This is a genomic window from Mycobacterium montefiorense, assembly GCF_003112775.1.
Taxonomy (GTDB): Bacteria; Actinomycetota; Actinomycetes; order Mycobacteriales; family Mycobacteriaceae; genus Mycobacterium; species Mycobacterium montefiorense.
Genome location: NZ_BFCH01000008.1, coordinates 116,391 through 140,148 on the forward strand (window position 1 = coordinate 116,391; position 23,758 = coordinate 140,148).

Annotated in this window: 24 protein-coding genes; 8 read left to right on the forward strand and 16 right to left on the reverse strand. The window is 64.0% G+C overall.

The window, feature by feature from the left end; all coding sequences use genetic code 11:
* Positions 1-47 precede the first annotated feature (47 nt).
* A complete protein-coding gene (locus DB708_RS06365; RefSeq protein ID WP_108921101.1) occupies positions 48-1,160 on the forward strand; it encodes an acyltransferase family protein in 1,113 nt (370 codons plus the stop codon).
* Here the strand turns inward: DB708_RS06365 and DB708_RS06370 are convergent.
* From DB708_RS06370 to DB708_RS06380, 3 genes are read right to left on the reverse strand one after another with little or no spacing between them, the layout of a single operon-like run.
* Positions 1,105-1,482 (reverse strand): hypothetical protein, encoded by a 378-nt coding sequence (locus DB708_RS06370; protein WP_409347563.1) that lies wholly within the window; start codon positions 1,480-1,482, stop codon positions 1,105-1,107. The two genes, DB708_RS06365 and DB708_RS06370, sit on opposite strands and share 56 nt — an antisense overlap.
* A gap of 32 nt (positions 1,483-1,514) precedes the next feature.
* Positions 1,515-2,444: a metallophosphoesterase family protein gene (locus DB708_RS06375; protein WP_108921103.1), complete on the reverse strand. Its 930-nt coding sequence runs from the start codon at positions 2,442-2,444 to the stop codon at positions 1,515-1,517.
* Positions 2,441-2,851 (reverse strand): cupredoxin domain-containing protein, encoded by a 411-nt coding sequence (locus tag DB708_RS06380; RefSeq protein WP_108921104.1) that lies wholly within the window; start codon positions 2,849-2,851, stop codon positions 2,441-2,443. The genes DB708_RS06375 and DB708_RS06380 overlap by 4 nt, the downstream gene beginning before the upstream one ends.
* Positions 2,852-3,150: 299 nt before the next feature.
* Between DB708_RS06380 and DB708_RS06385 the strand changes: the two genes are divergently transcribed.
* Both DB708_RS06385 and DB708_RS06390 read left to right on the forward strand, forming a co-directional pair.
* Positions 3,151-4,293 (forward strand): acyltransferase family protein, encoded by a 1,143-nt coding sequence (locus DB708_RS06385; RefSeq protein WP_108921105.1) that lies wholly within the window; start codon positions 3,151-3,153, stop codon positions 4,291-4,293.
* Between the two features lie 100 nt (positions 4,294-4,393).
* The gene (locus DB708_RS06390) at positions 4,394-5,464 is read left to right on the forward strand and encodes an acyltransferase family protein (protein WP_108921106.1); all 1,071 of its coding nucleotides are present in this window, start codon (positions 4,394-4,396) and stop codon (positions 5,462-5,464) included.
* 32 nt (positions 5,465-5,496) lie between these two features.
* Here the strand turns inward: DB708_RS06390 and DB708_RS06395 are convergent, their stop codons facing one another.
* Positions 5,497-6,192: a Rieske (2Fe-2S) protein gene (locus DB708_RS06395; protein WP_108921107.1), complete on the reverse strand. Its 696-nt coding sequence runs from the start codon at positions 6,190-6,192 to the stop codon at positions 5,497-5,499.
* Positions 6,189-6,731: an RNA polymerase sigma factor gene (locus DB708_RS06400; RefSeq protein WP_108921108.1), complete on the reverse strand. Its 543-nt coding sequence runs from the start codon at positions 6,729-6,731 to the stop codon at positions 6,189-6,191. Before DB708_RS06400 ends, DB708_RS06395 begins: the two co-directional genes overlap by 4 nt.
* 426 nt (positions 6,732-7,157) lie before the next feature.
* Between DB708_RS06400 and DB708_RS06405 the strand changes: the two genes are divergently transcribed.
* A complete protein-coding gene (locus tag DB708_RS06405; protein WP_108921109.1) occupies positions 7,158-8,270 on the forward strand; it encodes an acyltransferase family protein in 1,113 nt (370 codons plus the stop codon).
* A 35-nt stretch (positions 8,271-8,305) separates the two neighbouring features.
* Here DB708_RS06405 and DB708_RS06410 read toward each other — a convergent pair whose 3' ends face one another.
* On the reverse strand, positions 8,306-9,718 hold the full coding sequence (locus tag DB708_RS06410) for an NAD(P)-binding protein (RefSeq protein WP_108921110.1): 1,413 nt from the start codon (positions 9,716-9,718) through the stop codon (positions 8,306-8,308).
* Positions 9,719-9,837: 119 nt separating this feature from the next.
* On the opposite strand from DB708_RS06410, the gene DB708_RS06415 reads away from it, so the two are divergent.
* From DB708_RS06415 to mmsB, 3 genes are read left to right on the forward strand one after another with little or no spacing between them, the layout of a single operon-like run.
* Positions 9,838-11,358, forward strand: coding sequence for a CoA-acylating methylmalonate-semialdehyde dehydrogenase (locus DB708_RS06415; RefSeq protein ID WP_108921111.1), 1,521 nt, complete (start codon positions 9,838-9,840; stop codon positions 11,356-11,358).
* 4 nt (positions 11,359-11,362) lie between these two features.
* A complete protein-coding gene (locus DB708_RS06420) occupies positions 11,363-12,523 on the forward strand; it encodes an acyl-CoA dehydrogenase family protein (protein WP_108921112.1) in 1,161 nt (386 codons plus the stop codon).
* Between the two features lie 10 nt (positions 12,524-12,533).
* Positions 12,534-13,427, forward strand: coding sequence for a 3-hydroxyisobutyrate dehydrogenase (gene mmsB, locus DB708_RS06425; protein WP_108921113.1), 894 nt, complete (start codon positions 12,534-12,536; stop codon positions 13,425-13,427).
* Position 13,428: 1 nt separating this feature from the next.
* Here mmsB and DB708_RS06430 read toward each other — a convergent pair whose 3' ends face one another.
* From DB708_RS06430 to secY, 10 genes are all read right to left on the reverse strand, one after another.
* Positions 13,429-13,929: a MarR family winged helix-turn-helix transcriptional regulator gene (locus DB708_RS06430; protein WP_108921114.1), complete on the reverse strand. Its 501-nt coding sequence runs from the start codon at positions 13,927-13,929 to the stop codon at positions 13,429-13,431.
* Between the two features lie 59 nt (positions 13,930-13,988).
* Complete coding sequence (locus DB708_RS06435) at positions 13,989-15,026, reverse strand: pyridoxal phosphate-dependent aminotransferase (RefSeq protein ID WP_108921115.1); 1,038 nt, start codon at positions 15,024-15,026, stop codon at positions 13,989-13,991.
* The gene (locus DB708_RS06440) at positions 15,026-16,045 is read right to left on the reverse strand and encodes a 3-oxoacyl-ACP synthase III family protein (protein ID WP_108921116.1); all 1,020 of its coding nucleotides are present in this window, start codon (positions 16,043-16,045) and stop codon (positions 15,026-15,028) included. Before DB708_RS06440 ends, DB708_RS06435 begins: the two co-directional genes overlap by 1 nt.
* 7 nt (positions 16,046-16,052) lie before the next feature.
* On the reverse strand, positions 16,053-16,700 hold the full coding sequence (locus DB708_RS06445) for an SRPBCC family protein (RefSeq protein ID WP_108921117.1): 648 nt from the start codon (positions 16,698-16,700) through the stop codon (positions 16,053-16,055).
* Entirely contained in the window at positions 16,678-18,420 is a 1,743-nt protein-coding gene (locus DB708_RS06450) for a thiamine pyrophosphate-binding protein (protein ID WP_108921118.1), read from the reverse strand. The genes DB708_RS06445 and DB708_RS06450 overlap by 23 nt, the downstream gene beginning before the upstream one ends.
* Positions 18,421-18,493: 73 nt before the next feature.
* On the reverse strand, positions 18,494-19,264 hold the full coding sequence (locus tag DB708_RS06455) for a zf-HC2 domain-containing protein (RefSeq protein WP_108921119.1): 771 nt from the start codon (positions 19,262-19,264) through the stop codon (positions 18,494-18,496).
* A 58-nt stretch (positions 19,265-19,322) separates the two neighbouring features.
* Positions 19,323-19,856, reverse strand: coding sequence for a sigma-70 family RNA polymerase sigma factor (locus DB708_RS06460; protein ID WP_108921120.1), 534 nt, complete (start codon positions 19,854-19,856; stop codon positions 19,323-19,325).
* A gap of 52 nt (positions 19,857-19,908) precedes the next feature.
* Positions 19,909-20,709: a type I methionyl aminopeptidase gene (gene map / locus DB708_RS06465; RefSeq protein WP_108921121.1), complete on the reverse strand. Its 801-nt coding sequence runs from the start codon at positions 20,707-20,709 to the stop codon at positions 19,909-19,911.
* 2 nt (positions 20,710-20,711) lie between these two features.
* Positions 20,712-21,257 carry an adenylate kinase gene (locus DB708_RS06470; protein WP_108921122.1) on the reverse strand — a complete coding sequence of 182 codons (546 nt, stop codon included), beginning with the start codon at positions 21,255-21,257 and terminating at the stop codon, positions 20,712-20,714.
* Positions 21,254-22,579, reverse strand: coding sequence for a preprotein translocase subunit SecY (secY, locus tag DB708_RS06475; RefSeq protein WP_108921123.1), 1,326 nt, complete (start codon positions 22,577-22,579; stop codon positions 21,254-21,256). The genes DB708_RS06470 and secY overlap by 4 nt, the downstream gene beginning before the upstream one ends.
* 257 nt (positions 22,580-22,836) lie before the next feature.
* On the opposite strand from secY, the gene DB708_RS06480 reads away from it, so the two are divergent.
* On the forward strand, positions 22,837-23,748 hold the full coding sequence (locus DB708_RS06480) for a class I SAM-dependent methyltransferase (protein WP_108921124.1): 912 nt from the start codon (positions 22,837-22,839) through the stop codon (positions 23,746-23,748).
* Positions 23,749-23,758: the final 10 nt, after the last annotated feature.

A 23,758-nucleotide genomic window follows, 5' to 3' on the forward strand; every position in this document is an offset into this window, starting at 1 on the left:
GTGCGGTCGCCGAACCCATCCCTAAAGTGACGTTATGATGGCGTCACATGGGGGCTGGGACCGTGGCGCGACCGCAGACGAAACTGGCGCAGGTATTCGATCCAAGACGCAACGCGCTGAACGCTTTCCGATTGGCGTTGGCGGCCGAGGTGATCCTGTGGCATTCCTTCCCCGTCACGGGCCATAGCGTGTCGTCCAAGCCGGTTCTCCAGCTTCTCTTCTCGGTCGGGGTTGACGGCTTCTTTGCGCTTTCCGGATTCTTGATCACATCGAGTTGGCTTCGGAACCCGCAACTGCGTGACTATCTGCTGGCTCGAGCTCGGCGCATCCTGCCCGGGCTATATGTCTGCCTGGTGGTAACGGCGTTCGTGTTCGCCCCGCTCAGTCTGGCGATTCAGGGTCGCCCGGTGACCAAGCTTCTATTGTCCAGTGCGCCAGTCGAGTACGTCTTGAAAAACAGCACACTGTTGTCGGCGCTTGCGCTGGGTGTCGCCGGCACACCGAGGGGCGTTGCCGACGCCGGCGTCTGGAACGCCTCGGTCTGGACCCTGATCTGGGAGGTGCTGTGCTATCTCGCCGTTGCGGGAATCGGGCTGATCGGACTTGCAAATCGCCGTTGGGTTTCCCTTGCAGTCTTCGCCTTCGCAGTGCTTGGGGCGACATTGTTACCGCCACTCACATTCCCCGGGGAATGGACCAACTTACAGCTGGCCGTGCGCTTTGCGATCATGTTTTCGGCTGGGGCGCTGCTGTATCAGTGGAAAGACGTGATTCCCGCTCGATGGTCACTCGTCGCGGTGAGCGTGCTCATCGTTTTGGTGTCGAGCCTGCTGCCCGACTATCGGGTGGTCGGTGCTCTTCCGCTGGCGTACACCATCATCGTTTCGGGGTCGCTGATCCGCAATGAGCGGTTGAGATTACGCACGGACCTGTCTTACGGCACCTACATATATGCATCACCGACTCAGCAGTTGCTCGCCGTAAGTGGCCTTGCCGGTTTGAACCCCTTGCTGTTCTTCGTCATTGCCACCACCGCGACGCTGCCGCTGGCCGCGCTGAGCTGGTTCCTGATCGAGAAGCGCGCACAGTCTTTCAAATCCCGGCTCACATCGAAGCCGAAGTGGTCGGCTCCCGAGCTCTCCGAAACCTTCCGAACCTGACGCCCCAGGGGTAATCGGCCAGCATCCAGAGCAGCACGGTCAGCACTTCGGCTCCCACGCTGATCGTCGCGTAGGGCGTTGGGTCCCAACCATGCTCGGTAAATCCGAACAGTCCGGCGGTTCTCGACGCAGCGAAGGCCACCAGAGATCCGCCGGCCACCGCCGCCGCAGCCCAGCGCAGCCACCACGGACCGCCGAGCGCGATAAGCACGGCAACCGCGAAAGAGACACTGGCCTGGACCAGAAAGCCCATGCCGATCATTGGAATGTGCCGGTAACCATGGACATAGAGGTACGCGTGACTTTCGGCGCTGCCGAGCAAAGACACGGCGAAGCCGATCCGGAGCGGGAGATTCATTGCAGCCGCCGTTCTTTCAAAGCCAATGCGGTCTCACCCTTGGTGTAGCTGACCTCGCGAATACCCAGCGCGTCGTACAGCTTTCCGGCCGGCAGCGTGATCGGCTTGGGTGCTGGCCCGTCGCCGGGATGGGGCAGCGGATAGGCGGTTGTCGTCCCGCTGTAGAACGAGACGTTGCCTTCGGTCTTGGAAAACAATTGGTGGACATGCCCGTTGATACACGTCACCGAGGCGAATCGGCGCAGATAACTAAGCACCTGGGTGGCGTCGTCGGTACCCCAGCCCCAATCCGGGTACATCGCGAACAACGGGATGTGGCTGAACACGATGATCGGTGTATCGCTCGACAGCCGCGCGACATCCTTTTCGACAAACTCCAGCTGATCGACCCCAAGGTGCCCGAGCTTGCGCAGGTTCAACGTATTGACCAGCGCGATCACGTGAACGCCGGCAGTGTCGAAGCTGTACCAACCATCCCCCACCGATCCCGCACCGAAGGCGCTTCGGTACTTCTGCCCCGCATCGTCGACCGAGTCGTGCTCGCCCGGCACGGTGAAGACGTGCGGCGTCCTCAGGCCGCTCATCATCTGCTTGACCTGATCGAACTGGCCGGGACTGGACAAGTGGGTGAGGTCGCCGGTGTGAATCACGAAATCCGGTGTGTAGCCGAGGTTGTTGACCTGGTCGATTGCGTGGCCGAACGTGTCGGACACGTCCGGGTTGGGTGCGCCGGTGAAGCCGATGTGACTGTCGCTGATCTGAGCGAACCGCAAGGCGGGCAGGACTTTTGCGCGCTCGGCCGCCTCGGCACCGGCGACCTGCGAGATCACCTCACCGGCGGCCACGGCGAACCCAACCGCCGCGCCGAACCATGCCGTGTGCCGGATCAACTGGCGGCGATTCATCGCGTTCGGGCCGTGGTTCATTGGGTCACCACCACGGTGCCGTGCATCATCGGGTGAATCGAGCAGACATAGTCGAAAGTTCCTGCGGTGGAGAAGACGTGGGCGAAGGTGGCCCCTGTCCCCATGCCGGGCGAATGAAACGAGCCGTCGCTTGCAGCCACCGTGTGGGGTTCTTCGTCGCGATTGGTCCACGTGACCGTGGTGCCCGCGCTGACCGTCAGGGTCGCGGGTGCAAACGCGAAACCATCGATAGCGACCTCGTCACCATTCGCCGCTGACGGCGGTGCCGTGATCAACGGCGTTGCACCGGCATCCGGGGCCATCATGACCGACGGATGCGCCTCGGGCTTCGTCACCGAGCAGCCGGCCAGCAATAGCAGGCCGGTCGCGAGCAACGCCCGGCATTTTCGCAACATGGAGATAGGCATAACGACCCTCCCGGGGGCTGTGGAACTGTCGCCAACAGATAGGAGGAGTGGTTACACCGTTAGGCCGGAGGGGCAACGCTTCTGGGGATCGGTGGTTGATCCCCGGGACAAGGACCGTATACGATGATCGGATCGTATATGATCGACGATCGGCGCCGAAACTCATCCGGCGGGGGACGACGGATAGAGGCGGGGTGGATGATAAGGGCTCAAGTTTTCGATGTCCGAATTGATGCACTGAAGACAAGGCCTAGATTCACGGCGCTGAATCCGAGAGCCAAAATGGCTGGTGCCGGCATATGAAACTCGGGCGGATATTCGATCCACGAAAAAATGCACTGAATGCATTGCGGCTGATGCTAGCCGCCGAAGTGATCTTCTGGCACTCCTTCGGCATCACAGGTAACGTCGTGGCGCCGGTGCAGGTACGGCAAATGCTGTTCACGTTAGGCGTCGATGGGTTCTTTGTGATCTCGGGCTTCCTCATCACCGCCAGCTGGATCAACCATCCACGAGTCCGTGACTATCTCATAGCTCGGTGTCTGCGCATCCTTCCCGGGTTCTACGTTTGCCTGATCGTCGTCGCCTTCGTATTCGCGCCGATCGGTGTGGCGATTCAGGGCGGTTCAGCCGCAAAGCTGCTATCGTCCGGCGCGCCGTTAGAATTCGTCTTGGAAAACAGCGCAATAGTGGTGCTCAAGTTCGACGTGGGCGGAACGCCGGCCGGAATCCCATATCCGGGCATGTGGAACGGATCTCTGTGGACCCTCATCTTCGAGGTGCTTTGCTACGTCGGCGTCGCACTCCTGGGAATTGCGGGGCTGGCTCATCGCCGATGGACTTCTGCGGTGGTATTGGCACTGGCACTGGTACTGGCTGCGTGTTTGCCGCCCATGACATTCCCCGGAACTTGGAGCATGCCGCAGTGCCTTGCGCGCTTCGCCATCATGTTTGCCGCCGGCGCTGTCATGTATCAGTGGAAAGACGTGATTCCCGCTCGATGGTCACTCGTCGCGGTGAGTGTGGTTGTTGTTGTTCTCGCGGCCGGCCTACTGCCCGACTACCGTCTAATCGGCGCTATACCGCTGGCGTACGCCCTCATCGTTTCCGGCGCGCTCATCCACAACAAGTACTTGAGGTTGCCGACGGATCTGTCCTATGGCACCTACATCTACGCATTCCCGATCCAACAGCTGCTGGCTATCTGCGGTCTTGCCAGTCTGAATCCATTCGTATTCACGATCATTGCGACGATCGCGACCATGCCGATGGCCGCACTGAGCTGGTTTCTGATCGAAAAGCCCGCACTCTCTCTCAAATCTCGACTCACGAGGAGGTGGTCTGAGGCCCAGCTCTCCGAAGCCGCCGAACCCGACACCAGCGGGGCAGCTGGTAAGCCTCTCTACCCGCTTTTACCGTCGAAGCCGGAATCGACTGTCTGAGGCACTCGGGAACTGACCTGGTGGCGGAGGATGGGTGCGGGCACGATTACCCGGGTGGCAGGGACGGCCAGTAACAACGAATGAAGGCTGGTAACGACGGATGAAGCTTGGGCAGATATTTGATTCACACCGCAATGCATTGAATGCGATGCGGTTGATCATGGCCTCCGAAGTGATCTTCTGTCATTCCTTCGTGCTTCCCGGTCACGTCCTTCCGCCCGCGCCACTACTACAACTCATGTCTGACGTCGGCGTCGACGGATTCTTTGCGCTGTCGGGCTTCCTCATCACCGCAAGTTGGCTCAACCACCCACGAGTCCGTGACTATCTCATAGCTCGGGCTCTGCGCATCCTCCCCGCGTTCTACGTTTGCCTAGTCGTCACCGCATTCGTGTTCGCCCCGATCGGCGTGGCGATTCAGGGCGGACCCGCCGGACAGCTGCTCCGATCCAGCGCGCCATTCGACTTCGTGGCGGCGAACAGCGCAGTGTTCATTACGAAGTTGGACGTCGGTGGAACGCCCACAGGGATCCCGATGTCGGGGTATTGGAACGGAAATCTGTGGACCCTCTTCTTTGAGGTGCTGTGCTACCTCGCTGTGGCCGCTCTCGGAATAGCGCGACTGGCTAGTCGCCGATGGACTTCTGCGGCAATAGTGGCAGTAGCAACGTTATGCGTTCCGTTCTTGCAACTCTTACCGCCGACCCCGCCCGGGGCTATCAACGGTTACCAAGTCCTGACACGCTTCGCCCTCATGTTCGCCGCCGGTGCCGTGATGTACCAGTGGAAACACATCATTCCCGCCCGATGGTCGCTCGTCGCAGTAAGTGTGATTATCGTTCTCGCGGCCAGCCTGCTGCCCGACTATCGTCTTGTCGGCGCTCTTCCGCTGGCGTATGCCGTCGTCGTTCCTGGCGCGCTCATCCGCAACAAGCACTTGAGGTTGCCAACGGATCTGTCGTATGGCTTCTACATTTACGGATTCCCAGTCCAGCAGGTATTGGTGATCAGCGGGCTGATCAATCTCAATCCGTTTGCATTCGCTGTCATTTCGACGATAGCTACCCTGCCGTTGGCCGCACTGAGCTGGTTCGTCATCGAAAAGCCCGCAATGTCTCTCAAATCTCGACTCAAGAAGAAGTGGGCTACCGCCGAGGCCGGCCGAACCTGATGCCCTAGTGTCCACGGCATCACGGAGACCGCTTAGGCAGACCGTTCAGGGTTCGGCGGAGCGAACACCTCGATGACCCCGTCGACCTCGCGAACCATCAATGCGGGCAACGGCTTTGGCGCGATCGGCAGTTGATGGGTAAGTACTTCCCCCGCGGGAGAGAACGATGTCGAGTGACAGGGGCAACGCAACCTGTCATCGGGCGCGTCGAACCACAACCGGCATCCCTGATGAGTGCACACGCCGGAGACGGCCTGCGGCTTGCCTTCGACACGGCGAATGAATCCGCTGACTGACCCCAGATCGAACGCATGCATGCGCCCGTCCGGCACGTCCGAACTGGCCGCGACCCGCTGCCAGCTTCCGTTATTGGGCTTCAATTCTCCTGCGACGGCGGGGCCTTCGGTGACGCTTCTCGTCACGGCGCGATCGACGGCCACTGCGGTGACCGCGGCCGCCGCGGCAGCCGACGTGCCGAGGATGACCTGGCGGCGCGTTGTGTTCGGCTTGGGCTCCGGTTGCGGGGGTGCGCCGGCCATTTGTTCGGCGAGACGGCGGTGCAGGTCGTCAAGGAATTCCTGGCGCGGGGCGTCGTCACCCTGCCCGGCCGCGCGTAGCTCGATCGCCGTGCGGATCTGGGCGGCCTCAAAGTCGTCGGGCGCAAACGGTTTTGGCCGGCGGCCTCGCAACAGATCGTCGACGTAGCGGCGCAACCCTCGCGCGTTCATGACTGACCCCCATCATTGACCTGCGCCGCCAATCGCAGAGCCCGATGCTGGAGCACTTTGGCATTGGCGACGCTGATTCCGAGTTCCGCGGCAGACTCTTTGATCGAATTACCTTGCAGGAAACGAAGTTCCAAAATGTGACGATAGCGGTCCGGCAGATTGTCGAGAACCTCGGCGACACGCGCTGGAGCGGTGCTGATCGCCGCCTCGCAATCGGGTGGTTGCTCGATGTCGTCCTCAATCGAGGTTATCTCCCGCCCCAGGGTCTCACGCCAGTGCGCGGCCAGCACGGTTCGCGCTGTGGCGCGCAGGTATGACCGCACCTCGCCGACGCTCGCGGTCAGCCGCAACGGCCGCAACGCGGCGAGGAACACCTCGGCGGTGAGGTCCTCGGCGTCCGCCCGATTACCGACCCGGGCGAACAACGTCCGATACACCCAGTCGGCGTTGTCCTGGTACACGGCCTCCCAGTCGGTGTAGCCGTCGTTGGGCACCGCGCGCAGCGGGCGCGGGTCCGCGGGTTCGTGGTGTGGCGTCACGTGCCTCCTCACCGATCAATATCCCCTTGGGTTACACCCGGGGTCGGGGTCTGGCAAGCGAACGTCGTCGGCGTCCTCTATGCATTGGACTAGCAAAAGGGTCTTACGGCTGCGCGAACCCGGCGGCAGGCCTATCGTGCGTGCTCAACCGCACGACGCCGGGAGGCCTACGTGAAGACCGTCGACCATGTGGCGCGGACGACCGAGGCGGCGGCTTACAGTTCGCGGCGTCGTCGACCATCACTGGGTCGAGCGTGTCCGGCGGCGGGTCACCCGAACGAATCCGGCACACAGCAAACTCAAAAACTGTTCAGGGTCGACCCCGGCACTCCCTTAGAGATTGGCCAATTGTGTTGCACCGCAAAGTTAATCGACTTAGCTTGACCTGGCGCCGACGCGGACGACGCACGAGGAGTGTGCAATCGGATGAAATTGGGTGAGGTGTTCGATCCACGACGAAATGCGTTGAACGCGTTTCGGCTCGCGCTGGCGATCGAAGTCATCGTGTTTCACTCCTACCTGATCCCCGGTCGCACCGTGTCGTCCGAGGCGGTTCTACAACTCCTCTTGTGCGTCGGGGTCGACGGATTCTTCGCGATCTCCGGATTTCTCATCGCCTCGAGTTGGCTGCGCGACCCTCGACTGCGTGACTATCTGGTCGCTCGCGCGCTTCGCATCCTCCCCGGGCTCTACGTCTGCCTGCTCCTCATCGCGTTCGTCTTCGCCCCGGTCAGTGTGGCCATTCAGGGCGGTTCGCCCGCGAAACTACTGCTGTCCAGCGCACCGTTCGAATACGTCCTGAAAAACGCCACCCTGGTGTCGATATTTCAGCGTGGCGTCGACGGAACACCGCACGGAGTCCCGGAACCGGGCATCTGGGATGGCGCCCTGTGGTCGCTCATCTGGGAGGTGATGTGCTACCTCGCCGTTGCCGTCCTGGGCATCGTCGGACTCGCGAGTCGCCGGTGGATCTCTCCGGCAGTCTTTGTGCTCGCGCTGGTCGGGTCGACATTGGTGGCACCTCTCGCATTCCCCGGGGAATGGAGCATCCCGCAGCTCATTGCGCGCTCCGCCATCACGTTTTCGGCCGGGGCAATCATGTATCAGTGGAAAGACTTGATTCCCGCACGGTGGTGTCTCGTCGCGGTGAGCGTGCTCATCGTTTTGGTGTCGAGCCTGCTGCCCAATTACCGGGTAGCCGCTGCCATTCCGCTGGCGTACGCCATCGTCGTTTCGGGATCGCTCATCCACAACAGGCGCTTGAGTCTGCGTACGGATCTGTCCTATGGCATGTACATCTACTCATATCCCGCTCAACAGATGCTGGCCGTCTGCGGGCTTGCCGGCTTGAATACGTTGGCGTTCTTTGTCCTTGGCGTGATCACTACCCTGCCGCTAGCCGCGCTGAGCTGGTTCTTGGTGGAGAAGCCGGCGCTATTGTGCAAGTCTCACCTCAAGCACAAGTGGGCCACCGATGACCGCGATGTGGCGATCCGCGTCGCCGGTCAGCCAGTTTCAAAAGTTCCGGGGTCCGGCTAGTTAGACCTCGCGAGTTATCTTTGCAAGCGCCGGCTTTAGTGCGACACGGATGCTTCGTCGACGACCAGCTCGTCGAGCTTCGCCGCGGTGGCGGACAGGACGGTTTTGGCGACCCCTAGTATCCGATCGCGCACCCGGGGCTTGGCCGAGGCCGGCGGAAGCAGCTGGCCCACCAGATGACCGAACAGATCCAGGCGCGAGGCGGACAGCCAGGCCGTCAAGCCGGGGTCGTGGAACCAGCGCAGTTGATTGCCGTAGTCGGCCAGGGCCAGGCGCAGCCAGTCCAGGTCGGTGTCGGGGTGCGGCAACGGCACGCACAGTTGGTTGCGGGTGAGGTCATCCGAGTACGTCGCCTCCACGTGGGCGATCAGCGATGCGCTGAATATCTGTTGGCATCCGCGCACGCTTTGCAGCGTGATGTGGCCGGTATCGAAAATCGGAGCAGCAGGGCGCTTTTCGGCTCCGTCGGCGGTGCAGTCGACGTAGAGAGCGTCCCTGTCCATTGCCCGTACGCCGCCCTCGAGAATCATCTGGTCGCTCTCGACCTTGCACAGGTGACCCATCCGGACGACGTCGTCGATGCGACGCAGCTGGTCGAGCTCGGCCTGGGTGACCGTCGCGCAGCGGTACATGGTGGGCCGGACCGCCGGGTCGATCCGCAGCAGGGTGCCGGCGTCCTCGAGCCGGGCGAACAGATCGTCGGATGACGTGGCGTCCCTGATCGCGCGCAGCTGTGCGATGAAGCCGGCTTTGATCCGATCGGCGAACATCGAGCCGGGCTGCATTGTCGCGCGATCCAGCAACCAGGAGTCGCGGGGCATGACCCAGGTCAGCCGTTCCGGCGCGATGCCATGGCCCAGCAGCCATAGACAGGTGTCGATGCCGGTCTTGCCGGCCCCGACCACGACATAGCGCTTGTGGGCGGTGCGGCTGGGCAGGTCATTGGGTGGGACGCAGGCGATACCCGGCGCGACCGGGTAGGGCGGCGGCCGCATCGCGGGCACCGTCACCCGCATGTAGGTGGCATCGACGACCCGGTGTGCCACGTCAACGGTGTAGTCGCCACCCGCCAGCGTGACGAATCGGCCCGCGCCGCGGTATTCGCTCATCGGGAAATAGCGGACCCGCCCGGTCGGCACCAGCTGCTGGCGCATCACGTGGTCGTAATAGGCGCAGACTTCCCCGGCGGTCGCCAACTCGTAAAGCCCTTCGTTCCAACCGGCCTGGTCGACGGTGTCGCGGCCGAGCCGAAGCGAGTTGACGCCGTAGAACACCGAAGGCTGATGCAACCGGACGAACGGGTAAGCGGCGGTCCAATGGCCACCTGGCGCGTCGTTGCGGTCCACCACGACGACGCTGGCCTCTGTCTCAGAGACCAGCGTGTCGACGAACGCCATGCCCATGGCACCCGCGCCGATGACCAGGTAATCGGCTTCGATAATGTGCATACCAGCCTCAACGCTAGCCCGCGCGGTAGCGACAGGTAACCCACCTTGCCAAGGTCAGAGCCCGGTTACTAGGATATGCAAGTATCCGCTTTCATACGCGACGACACCCAAGGGCACCCATGACCACACAGATCCCGCACTTCATCGACGGGAAGCGCGTCGCCGGCCAGTCAACTCGCACGGCCGACGTCTTCAACCCCAGCACCGGCGAGGTGCAGGCAAAGGTACCGATGGCGTCGGCGGCCGACATCGATGCCGCGGTGTCATCGGCGGTTGAGGCCCAAAAGGGCTGGGCCGCAACGAATCCGCAGCGCCGCGCGCGGGTGATGATGAAGTTCATCGAGCTGGTCAACAAGAACATGGACGAGCTGGCCGAGCTGCTGTCCCTGGAGCACGGCAAGACCGTTCCCGACGCCCGCGGCGACATTCAGCGCGGCATCGAGGTGATCGAGTTCGCTATCGGCATCCCGCACCTGCTCAAGGGCGAATACAGCGAGGGTGCCGGCCCGGGTATCGACGTCTACTCGCTGCGCCAGCCGCTGGGCGTGGTCGCGGGAATCACCCCGTTCAACTTCCCGGCGATGATTCCGTTGTGGAAGGCCGGTCCCGCCCTGGCTTGTGGAAACGCATTCGTACTCAAGCCAAGTGAGCGCGACCCGTCGGTGCCGGTGCGCCTGGCCGAGCTCTTTCTCGAAGCCGGTCTGCCGCCCGGGGTATTCCAGGTCGTCCATGGTGACAAAGAAGCCGTGGACGCGATCCTGCACCACCCCGACATCAAGGCGGTCGGCTTCGTCGGCAGCTCGGACATCGCGCACTACATCTATTCGACGGCCGCGGCCCACGACAAGCGGTCGCAGTGCTTCGGCGGCGCCAAGAACCACATGATCGTGATGCCCGACGCGGATCTCGACCAGGCCGTCGACGCGCTGATCGGTGCCGGGTACGGCAGCGCCGGCGAGCGCTGCATGGCGATCAGCGTCGCGGTGCCCGTCGGTGAACAGACCGCGGACCGGTTGCGCGCCAGGCTGGTTGAGCGGATCAACCAGCTGCGGGTCGGCCACAGCCTGGATCCCAAGGCCGACTACGGCCCACTGGTCACCGAGGCAGCACTGGCGCGGGTGCGCAATTACATCGACCAGGGTGTGGCGGCGGGCGCCGAGATCGTGGTCGACGGTCGCGAGCGGCGCAGCGACGACCTGACATTCGGTGACGCCAACCTCGAAGGCGGCTTCTTCATCGGGCCGACCTTGTTCGACCACGTGACTACCGACATGACGATCTACACCGAAGAGATCTTCGGCCCGGTGTTGTGCATTGTGCGGGCCCACGACTACGAAGAAGCGTTGCGACTGCCGTCCGAGCACGAATACGGCAACGGCGTCGCGGTGTTCACCCGCGACGGCGACGCCGCGCGCGACTTCGTGTCGCGCGTGGAGGTGGGCATGGTCGGCGTCAACGTGCCGATCCCGGTCCCGGTGGCCTATCACACCTTCGGCGGCTGGAAGCGCTCCGGCTTCGGCGACCTCAACCAGCACGGCCCGGCATCGATCCAGTTCTACACCAAGGTCAAGACCGTGACGTCGCGATGGCCGTCCGGCATCAAGGATGGCGCCGAATTCTCCATCCCGACAATGGATTAGGTTCATGTTCGCCCTGAACGACGACGAGCGCGTCATCACCGAGACGGCAGCCGCATTCGCCGCCAAGCGGATTGCTCCGTATGCGCTGGAATGGGAGGCGGCCAAGCACTTCCCCACCGAGGTGTTGCGCGAGGCCGCCGAACTCGGGATGGCGGCGATCTATTGCCGCGATGACGTCGGCGGCAGTGGCCTGCGCCGGCTCGACGGGGTTCGGATCTTCGAGCAGCTCGCCATCGCCGATCCCACCACCGCCGCTTTCCTATCGATCCACAACATGTGCGCGTGGATGATCGACAGCTTCGGCACCGACGAACAGCGCAAAGAGTGGATACCGCGGCTGGCGCCAATGGATGTCATCGCCAGCTACTGCCTGACCGAGCCCGGCGCCGGATCCGACGCCAGCGCATTGAGCACCCGCGCTGTCAAGCAGGGCGGCGACTACGTGCTCGACGGCGTCAAGCAGTTCATCTCCGGCGCGGGCGCCTCGGACGTGTACGTGGTGATGGCCCGCACCGGCGGTGAGGGCCCGCGCGGGATTTCGGCCTTCATCATCGAGAAGGACACTGCAGGACTGAGTTTCGGCGCGCTCGAGGACAAGATGGGCTGGCACGCCCAACCCACCGCACAGGTGATTCTGGAGGGCGTCCGGGTTCCCGCCGGGGCGATGCTGGGCGGCGCCGACGGCGAGGGCACCGGCTTCGGCATCGCGATGAACGGCCTCAACGGCGGCCGGCTCAACATCGCGGCGTGCTCGCTCGGCGGTGCGCAGTCGGCCTTCGACAAGGCGGGGGCGTATGTGCGGGATCGGCAGGCGTTCGGCTCCGCACTGCTCGACGAACCGACCATCCGCTTCACCCTGGCCGACATGGCGACCGGCCTGGAGACCTCGCGAATGATGTTGTGGCGGGCGGCAAGTGCGTTGGACGCTAACGACCCCGACAAGGTCGAGCTGTGCGCGATGGCCAAACGCTATGTCACCGACACCTGCTTCGAGGTCGCGGACAAGGCTTTGCAGTTACACGGGGGCTACGGCTACCTGCGCGAGTATGGTCTGGAAAAGATCGTCCGCGATCTTCGGGTGCACCGAATCCTCGAGGGGACCAACGAAATCATGCGGGTCGTGGTCGGTCGCGCCGAGGCCGGACGATTTCGAGTCACCGCTTAGAAGGGCAGCAATGACAGAGCCTTTTAAGATCGCCTTCTTAGGGCTGGGGCACATGGGCGGGCCGATGTCGGCGAATCTGGGAAACGCGGGCCACACCGTTCGCGGGTTCGATCCGGTGCCCGCGGCGGCGGCAGCCGCGGCCGAAGGCGGCGTCGAGGTCTTCGACAGCGCTGCCGACGCGGTGGCACAGGCCGACGTGGTGATCACCATGCTGCCCAACGGGGATATCGTCAAACGCTGTTACGCCGAGGTGCTGCCGGCCGCGCACGCCGGTGCGCTGTTCATCGACAGTTCCACAATCTCGGTCAACGACGCCCGCGAGGTGCATGCGCTGGCGCAGTCGCACGGAGTTTCACAGTTGGACGCACCGGTCTCCGGCGGGGTCAAGGGTGCCGTCGCCGGCACGCTGGCATTCATGGTCGGTGGCGACGAGTCCGCGGTGCAACGAGCGCGGCCGGTGCTGGAACCCATGGCGGGCAAGATCATTCACTGTGGCGACGCCGGATCCGGCCAGGCCGCCAAGGTGTGCAACAACATGGTGCTGGCGGTGCAACAGATCGCGATTGGCGAGGCGTTCGTGCTGGCCGAGAAGCTGGGCCTGTCGGCGCAATCGCTGTTCGACGTGATCACCGGCGCGACCGGCAACTGTTGGGCAGTGCACACCAATTGCCCAGTGCCCGGACCGGTTCCGACATCGCCGGCCAACAATGACTTCAAGCCTGGTTTCGCCACCGCGCTGATGAACAAGGATCTGGGTCTGGCGATGGATGCGGTCACGTCAACCGGTTCGACCGCGCCGCTGGGCAGCCACGCCGCCGAAATCTACGCCGAGTTCGTCGCGTCCGATGCCTCCCACGCGGACAAGGATTTCAGCGCCGTCATCGAGATGCTGCGCAACAGCTAAGTCAGAAGTCACCGGCGTTGCGGCGCAACGTTTCAATCGACTCCACCAGTGCCTCCGATTCGGCGCTGCCCATGCCGACATCGGCGAACACCTGCTCGTTGAGCGTGACGGTGGCGTCCTCGACCGTGGAGCGGCCGAGGTCGGTGATCTGCACCAGCGTCGTGCGCCCATCGGTGGGGTGCGGCACCCGCTGGACCAGCCCGTCGGCCTCTAATCGGCGGATCGCGTGGGTCACGCTGGTGACGTGAACCTGCAGCCGGTCGGACGCCTTGGCGATGGGCAGCGCTCCGGTCCGGCTGAACGCCAGCAGCCGCAGCAATTCGTAGCGCGAGAAGCTCAGGTCGTAGGGTCGCAGCGCCGCCTCCACGCGGCCCAGCAGGATCTGATGCGCACGCATCACCGAGGTCACAGCGACCATGCCCTGCGAGACATCACCCCAGCCCGCACGGTCCCAGTTGGTCCGTGCCGCGGCGATCGGGTCACGCTTGTCATCCGGGGCCACGCCTTTTCATACCGCACTTGCGGTCAAAACGCGTCAACCCAGCCCGATTCAGCGTGTGATCATTTACCCACTGCGGCCAGCACCGCCAGCGTGGATGCGCGGCTGCCCACGGTAATCCGCGCGCCGCCACCCGGATAGCAGCGCACTCGAAGCCCGCTGTCGGCGAACATCTCACTCCACTGGCGATCCTGCCCATCCCTTGACGGCAGGTACATGAAGTTTGCGTGCGCATCGGTGGTGTATACCCCGAGCGCGCTCAATCGCATCCGGAGATAGCGCCGCTCGGAGGTGATCATTCGGATCCGTTGTAGCAGTTCGTCTTCAGCGTTGTAGGACGCCGCAACGGCGGGCAAACTGGTCATCGCGACGCCGAACGGCAACTGGTGAGACCACATCGTCGCGGCCAACTCGTCGGCTGCCACCCCGTAACCGATCCGCAGCCCGGCAAGCCCGTACGCCTTGGAAAACGTCCGCACCACCACCACGTTGGGGAATCGCCGCGCCAGCGCCGAGACGTCAATCTGATGTTCGGGTGCGGCGAATTCGATGTAGGCCTCGTCGAGCAGCACGATGGTTTCGCGCCGCACCCGGCGCAGGAACCGAAACAGGTGCGTCGCCGGCTCCAGGGTGCCGGTGGGGTTGTGCGGCCGGCACACCACCACGACGCGGGCGCTCGCCGCCGCGTCGGCCAGCCGGTCGAGGTCGTTGTGACCGCCCGTGTCCAGGGGCACCGTCACCGAATTCAGCCGTGCCATCTGCGCGATGATCGGGTAACCGTCGAAGGTCGGTGTTGCCATCACCATCGTGTCACCCGGAACCGTCAGTGCCTGCAGGGTCTGCAGCACCACACCCGTCGCACCGGCACCGAGCACCACCTGACCCGCGCCGACCCCGATCCGACTCGCGATCAGGTTGCGCAACCGCTCGGGCAGGAACTCCGGGTACCTGTTGGCCGCATCGATCGACTTGACCAACACCGACCGCACCGCCGGAAGCGGAGGAAACGGATTCTCGTTGAGCGACAGGGCGAATGGGTCGATCCCGGGCGCGATCGCCTCGTCGACCTCCGCCGCCACAGAAGTTACCAAAGGTTGCATCAGCCTCGCCCGCCCCAGCGCACCGCCGCCGCACCGGCGAAGTCACCGGCATGGGCGAAGCCCGCCATCAGCACCACATCACCGGACTTGAGCTGCCCGTCGGATATCGCACGATCCAGGTTGATCGGGATCCCGGCGCCGAACAGGTTTCCACACTCTTCGAAGGTGTCCCGATGTCGTTCCGGCGGCAGCTCGAGCGCGTCGCGCCAGTTGCGCAGGAACGCCCGGTTGGGCTGGTTGGTCACCATCAGATCGATGTTCTTGGCGGGCAGGCCGATTCGGTCGCATACCGCGAATGCCACCTCGGGAACCTGCCGGTTGCCACGGGCCAGCACCTTGGTGATCTTGCTTTCGGTGAAGCCGATGCTCCCCTCGCCCGGCCCCGCCTCCCACCACTTACGCGGCGGGTCGTAGGAAAGCGTCATCTCACCCGCAAATTCGCCGTAGGTACGGCACTCGACATCCAAAATCGGCGACTGATCGCTCACCGTGACCAGTCCGACCGCGGCGCCGTCGCCGGGCACCGCCGACTGCGCCTTGCGGCGAATCGTGGGCTGATCGAAGAATTGACCGGCCGCGTTCTGCGCGATCGCGATCAGCGCGGTGCGCCCCTCACCCGACGACAGCAGCTTGCGGGCCACGTTGAGCGCCAACACAAACGCGGCACACCCGCCGTTGTTCAGGTCGAGCACCCAGGACGGTCGCAACCCTAGCCGGTGCGCGATGCCGCCGCCCTGCCCGTAGAACGCCATGTCGGGTACCTGGGTGTGGGTGATCAGCACGTCCGCGCCCTCGACGACGTCGTGACCATGCCGCTCGATCAGTCCCTGCACCGCACGCTCGATCATGTCGATCGAACTCTCGTCCGGCGCGACGTGATGGCGAAACTTCGGGGCCCGGAACATGACGTTCTCGCGGAGCTCGTCGGATTCGGCGAACTGTGCGTAGTAGTCGGCGGGGATCGGCGCGCCGGGCAGGTAGCCGGAGACGTCGATCAGGCTGACGTTGGGCTTATTCATGGCGCGCTCATCTCATCCATTCGGGGGTCACCGGGAGGCCGTTACGGTGGCGGTATTCGGCGATTGCTTTGAGGTTGTTCATTTCCAGCAGATGGCCCGCGCCGAACATGTCCCAGAAGTCGCCGACCCACACCGGGCGCTGGGCGGGTGCGGTCTCCGGATACGGGTTGCGGTCGTAGAACGGGTGGTGGCAATTCGTCCACAGCACAACAGAACCCGGCTTGTCGAGGACCACCTGGGCGTCGATGACGCGCATCAGGTAGACCATCCACAGGTGCTTGCCCTGATCCCACGCACAGTGGTAGTCGACGGTGCGGGCCTGCTTGTTCGCGACGGTGCGCGTGTAGATCTCGGTCTCCGAGCCGAGCCGGTCGTAGGCCAGCCACAGACCGGGTTCGTCGGTCCGGGTGAACCCGCGCAGACTGTAGGTCCACTCTTCCAGGCTGCGGGTGTCCGACAGGTACTCGTACAGCTCGTCGGGCGGGCAGTCGATGTAGTTGTTCACGGTGCAGTATTCGCCGAACACCTGATCGTGCGGGTAGACCGACCGCATCATGTCCATGATGATCGGCGTGGCCTGCTCTCTAGGGCTGGTTTCGATGCGAGTGACCCCATCGATGACGTCAGGAATATCAACAAGTGCTGGCAGCGACATTGGTGCACGTCTCCTTAGCCGTGGGAATCTCTTCAAGGGCAATAGGTTCGGTCTTCCCCGCGAAGAGGAAGGGGGCGAATGGCGGGATCTCGTCGGCGGCGCACTCGACGGTGACCACCGCCGGACCGTCGATGTCGAGCGCCGCGACCATCGCGGCGGCGAGTCCGTCGGTGTCGCTGACGTCCATCGACGTCAGGCCCGGGAACATCGCCGCTAGCCCGGCACCGAGCCGGCTGGGCCGGAATCGGTTATAGCTGTACAGGTTGTCGTAGAACAGCTGCTCGCGGGTCACGCACATGGCGTGCGCGTTGTTGTTGAACAACACGAACGTCACCGGAAGCTGATACTGCACCGCGGTGTGAACTTCCATGCCGTGCATGAAGAATGCGCCGTCGCCGGCGATCACCACGGTGCGCCCCTGCGACCGTCCACTGTTGGGCCGCCCGAAAGCCATTCCAATGCCGGCGCCGAAGCTGTAGCCCATACCGCCCATACCGAGTGCGACCGCATACCTGCCGCCGCGGCGCGCCGACAGGTAGTGCACGGCGGACGCACCGGTGTTGCCCGCGTCGACCACGATGTCGGCCCCGTCGGGCAACACGCCTTCGAGCACCCTCATCGCGTCGCGGTAGCGCACACCTTCGCCGACCCACGACGGAGGCGTCAGTTCGCAGCGACGCACGGTGTCGGGAACCCGCACGCCCGTTGGGCGCCCGCTGCCGGACAGGGCCTCGGTCAGCATCCGCAGCGAGGTGCGCAGGTCGTCGGTGTGCACGTGCGCACACGGAACGTACGGCCGCGCAGAGCCGATCGAGACGGTACGCACCCTGGCCAGCGCGTCATCGAGGCCGGTGCGAGCGGTGACCGACAGTCGGGTACCGACCACCAGGCACACGGCGCTGGCAGCCACCGCTTCCGCCACACCAAGGTGACCCATCACGCCGGTTACCCCCAGTGCGGACGAACAGCCGAATCCCGGTGTGCCGGAAACGTCTTTGGCGTCGGGCACCGTCGCCACCCGGGCGCGCAGCAACGCGCGCAACTCTTCGAGCTCGGTCCGGGCGTCGTCGCGGGCCACCTGCTCACCCACGATCATGGTGATGGGTCCATCGGCGTTGCGCAGCAACGGGATGATCGGAGCAGGGTTGCCGATCGGCCGCGGATCGGTGGTCAGCTGCCGGGCATCGGCATACACATACGATCTCTGAATATCCTTGGGCAACAATAAGACTGCAGGTCCTCCGGTGCGCGCAGCGGCGACGGCCCGGGACAACGCGGCGCCGATCTCTGCCGGGCGCAGCACCCGCTCGCAATGCACCGATACCGCGGAGAACACCGCCTCGGCATCCAGCGATCCGTTGTTGCCACTGGTGTCCTGAAAGCTACCGCGGCCGTCCAAGGTAGTGGGGGTCTGACCCACCAACGCCAATACCGGAACCCGGCTTGTCAGCGACTCCCCCAGGCCTGCAACGAGATTCAGTGCACCGCCGCCTGAGGTCGCGGCCACCACACCCAGACCAGCCCCGCTGCGGCTGTACCCGTCGGCCATCGTGGCAGCGGAGAACTCATGCTTGGCCAGTACTGCGGTGATGCCGGGCCGGAAATGTGCGGCGTCGTAGAGATCTTCGATGTTGGCGCCATCGACACCAAAGATGTGGTCGACGCCGATTGACGCGAGGCATCCGACTATGTGGTCAACCACCCGGTGCTTGGAAGGCATCTACTCACCTAAGTTCGATTGAGACGATGCCTATGGCACGAGTCAGGTGAGCCGACGGTTCACCTGACGGGCATTACAGCGAACGCTGCAACAGAACCTGGCCGCTGTCGGCGGCGACCACTTGCACCGCGGCGATCTGCTCAATCGGCGTCGAGATGCTCGCGGCGGGCGTCGCGGTGTGACCGGGTTCGGCCACCCAGGTCGCCAGCCGAGTCTGGCTGCCGTCGCGACCGACCACAACCATCGCCAGGGTGTCATGGTGCGCATACGGCGGAGCCAAGCAGACGCACTTCAAGTTGATGGCCGTCCCCCAATGCTGGCTGGACAACTGCACGGTGGACGTCAGCAGGTTGGTACCCACCTGCGCCATCTCCGATGAGGCAGCCACCGACTGGGCGGGCGGCACCGACGGGGAATGCCCCTGAATGCCGACGAAGACGCCGACCGCCAGCACCGCGGCCGCGGCGGACGAGGCCACCCAGGTGATCGCGCGTGCGCGGCGGCGGCGCCAGGCCACCTTCGCCAGCAACGACGGCAACAACTCGGGTGACATCTCAGGTGTCGCCGGCGGGAGATCTCCCGACTCGGCGATCGCGGCAAATTCTTCACGATCAAGCTGCGAAAGCAGGGCCGGCACTCCACTGAGCTCGGCGACGGCGTTCCGGCATGCCGGGCACTGGGCCATGTGGCCCTCGAACTCGCGGCGGTCGACGGACGACAACGACCCAAGCACGTATGCGGCATCCCACATCGCGTAGCGGTGATCGTCACCCATGATCAGACCAAAAACCTCGTTGTCGCCGGGCGGACCTACACCTCGTAGCGGCGTCTTCATTTCATCCATCTCCTGTCACCCTTCAAGCATTCGGAGCCGATGACCACACGGATTGGTGGTGGGGCTGTCATCGAGTAACTCCGAGTTCCTGCAGAGTGAGCCGCAAAGCCCGCACGGCATAGTGTAGTCGCGACTTCACGGTTCCCTCGGCAATCTCGAGGTCCCCAGCAATCTGTGCGGTGGTCCATCCGCGGTAGTAAGACCGTTCGATGACGGCCCGGTGCTCGACGGAGAGCTGCGTCATCGCTTCGGCGATCAGCAACCGGTCCAGCGCCGCATTGACCTCGTCGGGCGTGGCCTGCTCGGGCGCTCCGTCTTCATCGAGGGAGCCGACCACGTTGCGATACCGTGCGCTGCGCCGATCGTCGATAATCATGTTCCGGGCGACAGTGAACAGCCAGGCACGCGCTGAGCGCTCGGTGTCGCCGACGACTTCCGGATGCTGCCATGCGCGCAGCAGCGTTTCCTGGACGACATCCTCGGCGTGGGCGGCGTCGCCGGTCAGCCGCAGCGCATAGCGCCACAGCACGGCGGCGTGCTCGTCGTAGAGCGCCTTCATCAACGCGGCTTCCGCAGCCGCGGTACCAGCACCCCGAGCCACTCGATCACCTCCTGCCCATTGACACGAGTCGAGTAGGTGTTTAGTTCGAGATTCAGCTCAGGGTGAGAATGCGGGGCCCGTCGCCCGTGACCGCCACAGTGTGCTCCCAGTGTGCCGCGCGCGACCCATCGGTGGTAGTGACCGTCCAGTCGTCGTCAAGCACCAGCGTTTTGCCTGTTCCAAGCGTCAGCATCGGTTCGATGGCGAGCACCGAACCCAGCGCCAGCAGCGGTCCGCGGCCCGGAGACCCCTCGTTGGGCAGGAACGGGTCCATATGCATCTGCCGCCCGATGCCGTGGCCGCCGTAGCCCTCAACGATCCCGAACGCGCGCCCGTGGCGAACCTCGGCCGCCCGCGTGCCCATTTCGATGGCATGCGCGACGTCCGTCAGCCGGTTACCGGGGATCATTGCCGCTATTCCGGCTTCCAGCGACTCTCGGGTGGCCGAACAGAGCGCCTCGTCGGCGGGATCGAGTGCCCCAACCCCGAACGTGATCGCGGCATCACCATGCCAGCCGTTCAGCACGGCGCCGCAGTCGATGGAGACCAGGTCACCGGGGGCGAGGATCTCGGCCGCGGAGGGGATGCCGTGCACCACCCGGTCGTTCACGGATGCGCAGATCGACGCCGGGTAGCCGTGATAGCCCAGGAACGACGGTGTCGCGCCGGCCTCCCGGATCACCGACTCGGCGATTTCGTCGAGACTCAGCGTCGACGCGCCGCAGACAGCAGCCGCATGAACCGCGCGCAGTGCGAGGGCAACCACCGCACCGGCCGCAGCCATCGCGTCGAGCTCGCCGGCGCTGCGCTGCGGCACTACCTTGCGACTCCGCAACCGCGCCAGCGGGTTCATCGTTACTTGCCCAGCGCCCGCAGCGCGCGGGCGAATACCTCATCCATCGCTCCGATGGCGTCCACGGTCTTCAGTTCGTCGCGGTAGTACTCGAGCAGCGGCGCGGTTTCGTCGCGGTAGACCTTCATCCGGTTGATGATGACCTCATCGGTGTCGTCGGCGCGGCCGCGGCCCTTGAGTCGCTGCAGCAACTCGTCCTCCGACACCCGGAATTCCAGCACCGCGTCGATGTCGGTGCCCCGGCGTCCGAGCATGTCGTGCAGCGCCTTGGCCTGCTCGATCGAGCGGGGATACCCGTCCAGGATGAAGCCGTTCGCCGCGTCCGGTTCATCCAGCCGGCTGTCGACGAGCTGGTTGGTCAACTCCGAGGGCACCAAGTCGCCGGCATCCAGGTAGCGCTTGGCCTCCAGGCCGAGCTTGGTGCCCTGCCCGATGTTGCTCCGAAAAAGATCCCCGGTCGAGATCTGCGGCACCCCGAGCTTCTCGCTGAGCTTTTCTGACTGCGTGCCCTTACCTGCCCCCGGTGGCCCCAGCAAAACGACTCTCACTTGAGGAACCCTTCGTAGTTGCGCTGCATCAGCTGACTCTCGATCTGTTTGACGGTATCCAACCCGACGCCAATCATGATCAGAACCGCCGTTCCGCCGAATGGCAGATTCTGCACCGCTCCGGCATTGCCGATCTGCAGGAACAGGTTGGGCAGCACCGCGATCGCACCTAGGTAGATCGAGCCCGGGAGGGTAATTCTGCTCAGCACGAAACGCAGATAGTCGGCGGTGGGCTTGCCCGGCCGGATGCCGGGGATGAAGCCGCCGAACTTCTTCATTTCGTCAGCACGCTCGTCGGGATTGAAGGTGATGGACACGTAGAAGTACGTGAAGAAGATGATGAGCCCGAAGTAGATGCCGATGTAGACCGGGTCGCTCGGATCGGACAGATAAGTGCCGACGAACTTGTCCCACCAGCTGTTGCCCACGCCGCCGCTGCCGCTGCGGATCAGCTGCGTGACCAGGTGCGGAATGTAGATCAGCGACGACGCGAAGATCACTGGGATAACACCGGCCTGGTTGACCTTGAGCGGCAGATACGTTGACGTTCCGCCATACATGCGCCGGCCCACCATGCGCTTGGCGTACTGCACCGGAATCCGGCGCTGGCCCTGCTCGACGAACACCACGCCGACGATGATGATCAGCGCGGCCACCAGGACGGCGGTGAAGATCATGCCGCCGCGGCTGTCCAGGATCGTCTTGCCTTCAGAGGGAATGCGCGCGGCGATACCGACGAAGATCAGCAGCGACATGCCGTTACCGATGCCGCGTTCGGTGATCAGCTCGCCCATCCACATCACCAGCGCCGCGCCACTCGTCATGACCAGCACGATGACGACCAGGGTGAAGATGCTCTGGTCGGAGATGATGTCCAGCGAGCAGCCCTGCAGCAGGCCGCCGTTGGCCGCTAGCGCCACGATGCTGGTGGCCTGCAGAACAGCCAGCGCGATGGCCAGATAACGCGTGTACTGCGTCATCTTGGCCTGGCCGGACTGGCCTTCCTTCCGCAATTCCTCGAACCGCGGGATGACCACGGTGAGCAGCTGCACGATGATGCTGGCGGTGATGTAGGGCATTACGCCGACCGCGAACACCGTGAGCTTGAGCAGCGCTCCACCGGAGAACAGGTTGATCAGCGAGTAGATCTGTCCGGCCTCGCCACCACTGGCCTCTTTAATGCACTGCTGCACGTTCGGGAAGTTCACACCGGGCGACGGCAACGCTGCACCGACGCGATGCAGCACGACAATGCTGAGCGTGAAGAGGATCTTCCGTCTCAAGTCAACTGATCGCAGCGACGAGATGAAAGCCGAAAGCACTCTTATCCTCCTGCGCGGCCGGGGGGTAATCCTGCGTTACGCGCGCTCAACACCCGCAGGCCAGGACGTACGGCGTCACGCGTCAAATCGTGTTCGAGACTAACAGCTGGTCGGACCGAATCCTCAAAAGGGCGTCATGGAGCCGTATCAATAGGGTCCAAAAAATTAAGGAAGCCGACAGCCACAAGGCGTAGAGTTTTGTCAGCTCGTTGCATTTGCTAAGTATCAAAGTTGGCTGCCGAGGATCGAGGAGCACCATGACACGCACTGACCAAGACAGTTGGGATTTGGCCTCCAGCGTAGGCGCCACGGCAACCATGGTCGCCGCAGCCCGTGCGGTGGCCAGCAACGAGGACAACCCGATCATCAACGACCCGTTCGCCGGGCCCCTGGTGCGGGCGGTCGGGCTGGATTTCTTCCGCCGGATGGTCGACGGCGAACTCACCACCGAGGAAACGCCCGAGGGCGGCCTGGGAGACCTGCAGGTCGAGACCGACTCGATCGCGGTGCGCACCCGCTTCTTCGACGATTTCTTCCAGGGCGCCGCACGCGACGGGATCCGCCAGGCGGTGATTCTGGCCGCGGGACTCGACGCGCGCGCCTACCGGCTCTCCTGGCCGAACGGCAGCATGGTGTACGAAGTCGATCAGCCCCAGGTCATCGAATTCAAGACCACCACGATGTCGAGCCTGGGCGCCGCACCGGCCACCGAGCGGCGCACCGTCAGCATCGATCTTCGGGACGACTGGCCGGCGGCATTGCGCAGCAGCGGCTTCGACGTGACCCAGCCGACGTCCTGGAGCGCTGAGGGGTTGCTGATGTATCTGCCTCCCGAAGCCCAGGACCGGCTCTTCGACAACATCACCTCGCTGTCGGCGCCGGCAAGCGTGCTGGCCACCGAGTTTCATCCGCCGTCGGAGACGACGATGTCGCAGCGTGCTCAGGAATTCAACCAGCGATGGCTCAATTTGGGCTGCGACATCGACCTGTCGGGATTGTTCTTCGATGGCGACCGCAACGACGTGGTCGAGTATCTGAGCGGCCATGGCTGGCAAGTGAACTCGCGGCCACGGCGCGAACTGTTCGCCGATTACGGCCGCGACTTCCACGACAGTGAGTCGCTGTCCCAACTGCGCAACATCGTCGCCGTTACCGCAACTCTGAGCTAGGAGCGCACGC

What these genes read in the sequence shown, in the direction of transcription:
- DB708_RS06365 (WP_108921101.1), top strand. Translation starts at nt 48, where the DNA reads ATGGGGGCTGGGACCGTGGCGCGACCGCAGACGAAACTGGCGCAGGTA.
- DB708_RS06375 (WP_108921103.1), bottom strand. Translation starts at nt 2,444, where the DNA reads ATGAACCACGGCCCGAACGCGATGAATCGCCGCCAGTTGATCCGGCAC.
- DB708_RS06380 (WP_108921104.1), bottom strand. Translation starts at nt 2,851, where the DNA reads ATGCCTATCTCCATGTTGCGAAAATGCCGGGCGTTGCTCGCGACCGGC.
- DB708_RS06385 (WP_108921105.1), top strand. Translation starts at nt 3,151, where the DNA reads ATGAAACTCGGGCGGATATTCGATCCACGAAAAAATGCACTGAATGCA.
- DB708_RS06390 (WP_108921106.1), top strand. Translation starts at nt 4,394, where the DNA reads ATGAAGCTTGGGCAGATATTTGATTCACACCGCAATGCATTGAATGCG.
- DB708_RS06395 (WP_108921107.1), bottom strand. Translation starts at nt 6,192, where the DNA reads ATGAACGCGCGAGGGTTGCGCCGCTACGTCGACGATCTGTTGCGAGGC.
- DB708_RS06405 (WP_108921109.1), top strand. Translation starts at nt 7,158, where the DNA reads ATGAAATTGGGTGAGGTGTTCGATCCACGACGAAATGCGTTGAACGCG.
- DB708_RS06410 (WP_108921110.1), bottom strand. Translation starts at nt 9,718, where the DNA reads ATGCACATTATCGAAGCCGATTACCTGGTCATCGGCGCGGGTGCCATG.
- DB708_RS06415 (WP_108921111.1), top strand. Translation starts at nt 9,838, where the DNA reads ATGACCACACAGATCCCGCACTTCATCGACGGGAAGCGCGTCGCCGGC.
- DB708_RS06420 (WP_108921112.1), top strand. Translation starts at nt 11,363, where the DNA reads ATGTTCGCCCTGAACGACGACGAGCGCGTCATCACCGAGACGGCAGCC.
- mmsB (WP_108921113.1), top strand. Translation starts at nt 12,534, where the DNA reads ATGACAGAGCCTTTTAAGATCGCCTTCTTAGGGCTGGGGCACATGGGC.
- DB708_RS06435 (WP_108921115.1), bottom strand. Translation starts at nt 15,026, where the DNA reads ATGCAACCTTTGGTAACTTCTGTGGCGGCGGAGGTCGACGAGGCGATC.
- DB708_RS06440 (WP_108921116.1), bottom strand. Translation starts at nt 16,045, where the DNA reads ATGAATAAGCCCAACGTCAGCCTGATCGACGTCTCCGGCTACCTGCCC.
- DB708_RS06445 (WP_108921117.1), bottom strand. Translation starts at nt 16,700, where the DNA reads ATGTCGCTGCCAGCACTTGTTGATATTCCTGACGTCATCGATGGGGTC.
- DB708_RS06450 (WP_108921118.1), bottom strand. Translation starts at nt 18,420, where the DNA reads ATGCCTTCCAAGCACCGGGTGGTTGACCACATAGTCGGATGCCTCGCG.
- DB708_RS06455 (WP_108921119.1), bottom strand. Translation starts at nt 19,264, where the DNA reads ATGGATGAAATGAAGACGCCGCTACGAGGTGTAGGTCCGCCCGGCGAC.
- map (WP_108921121.1), bottom strand. Translation starts at nt 20,709, where the DNA reads ATGAACCCGCTGGCGCGGTTGCGGAGTCGCAAGGTAGTGCCGCAGCGC.
- DB708_RS06480 (WP_108921124.1), top strand. Translation starts at nt 22,837, where the DNA reads ATGACACGCACTGACCAAGACAGTTGGGATTTGGCCTCCAGCGTAGGC.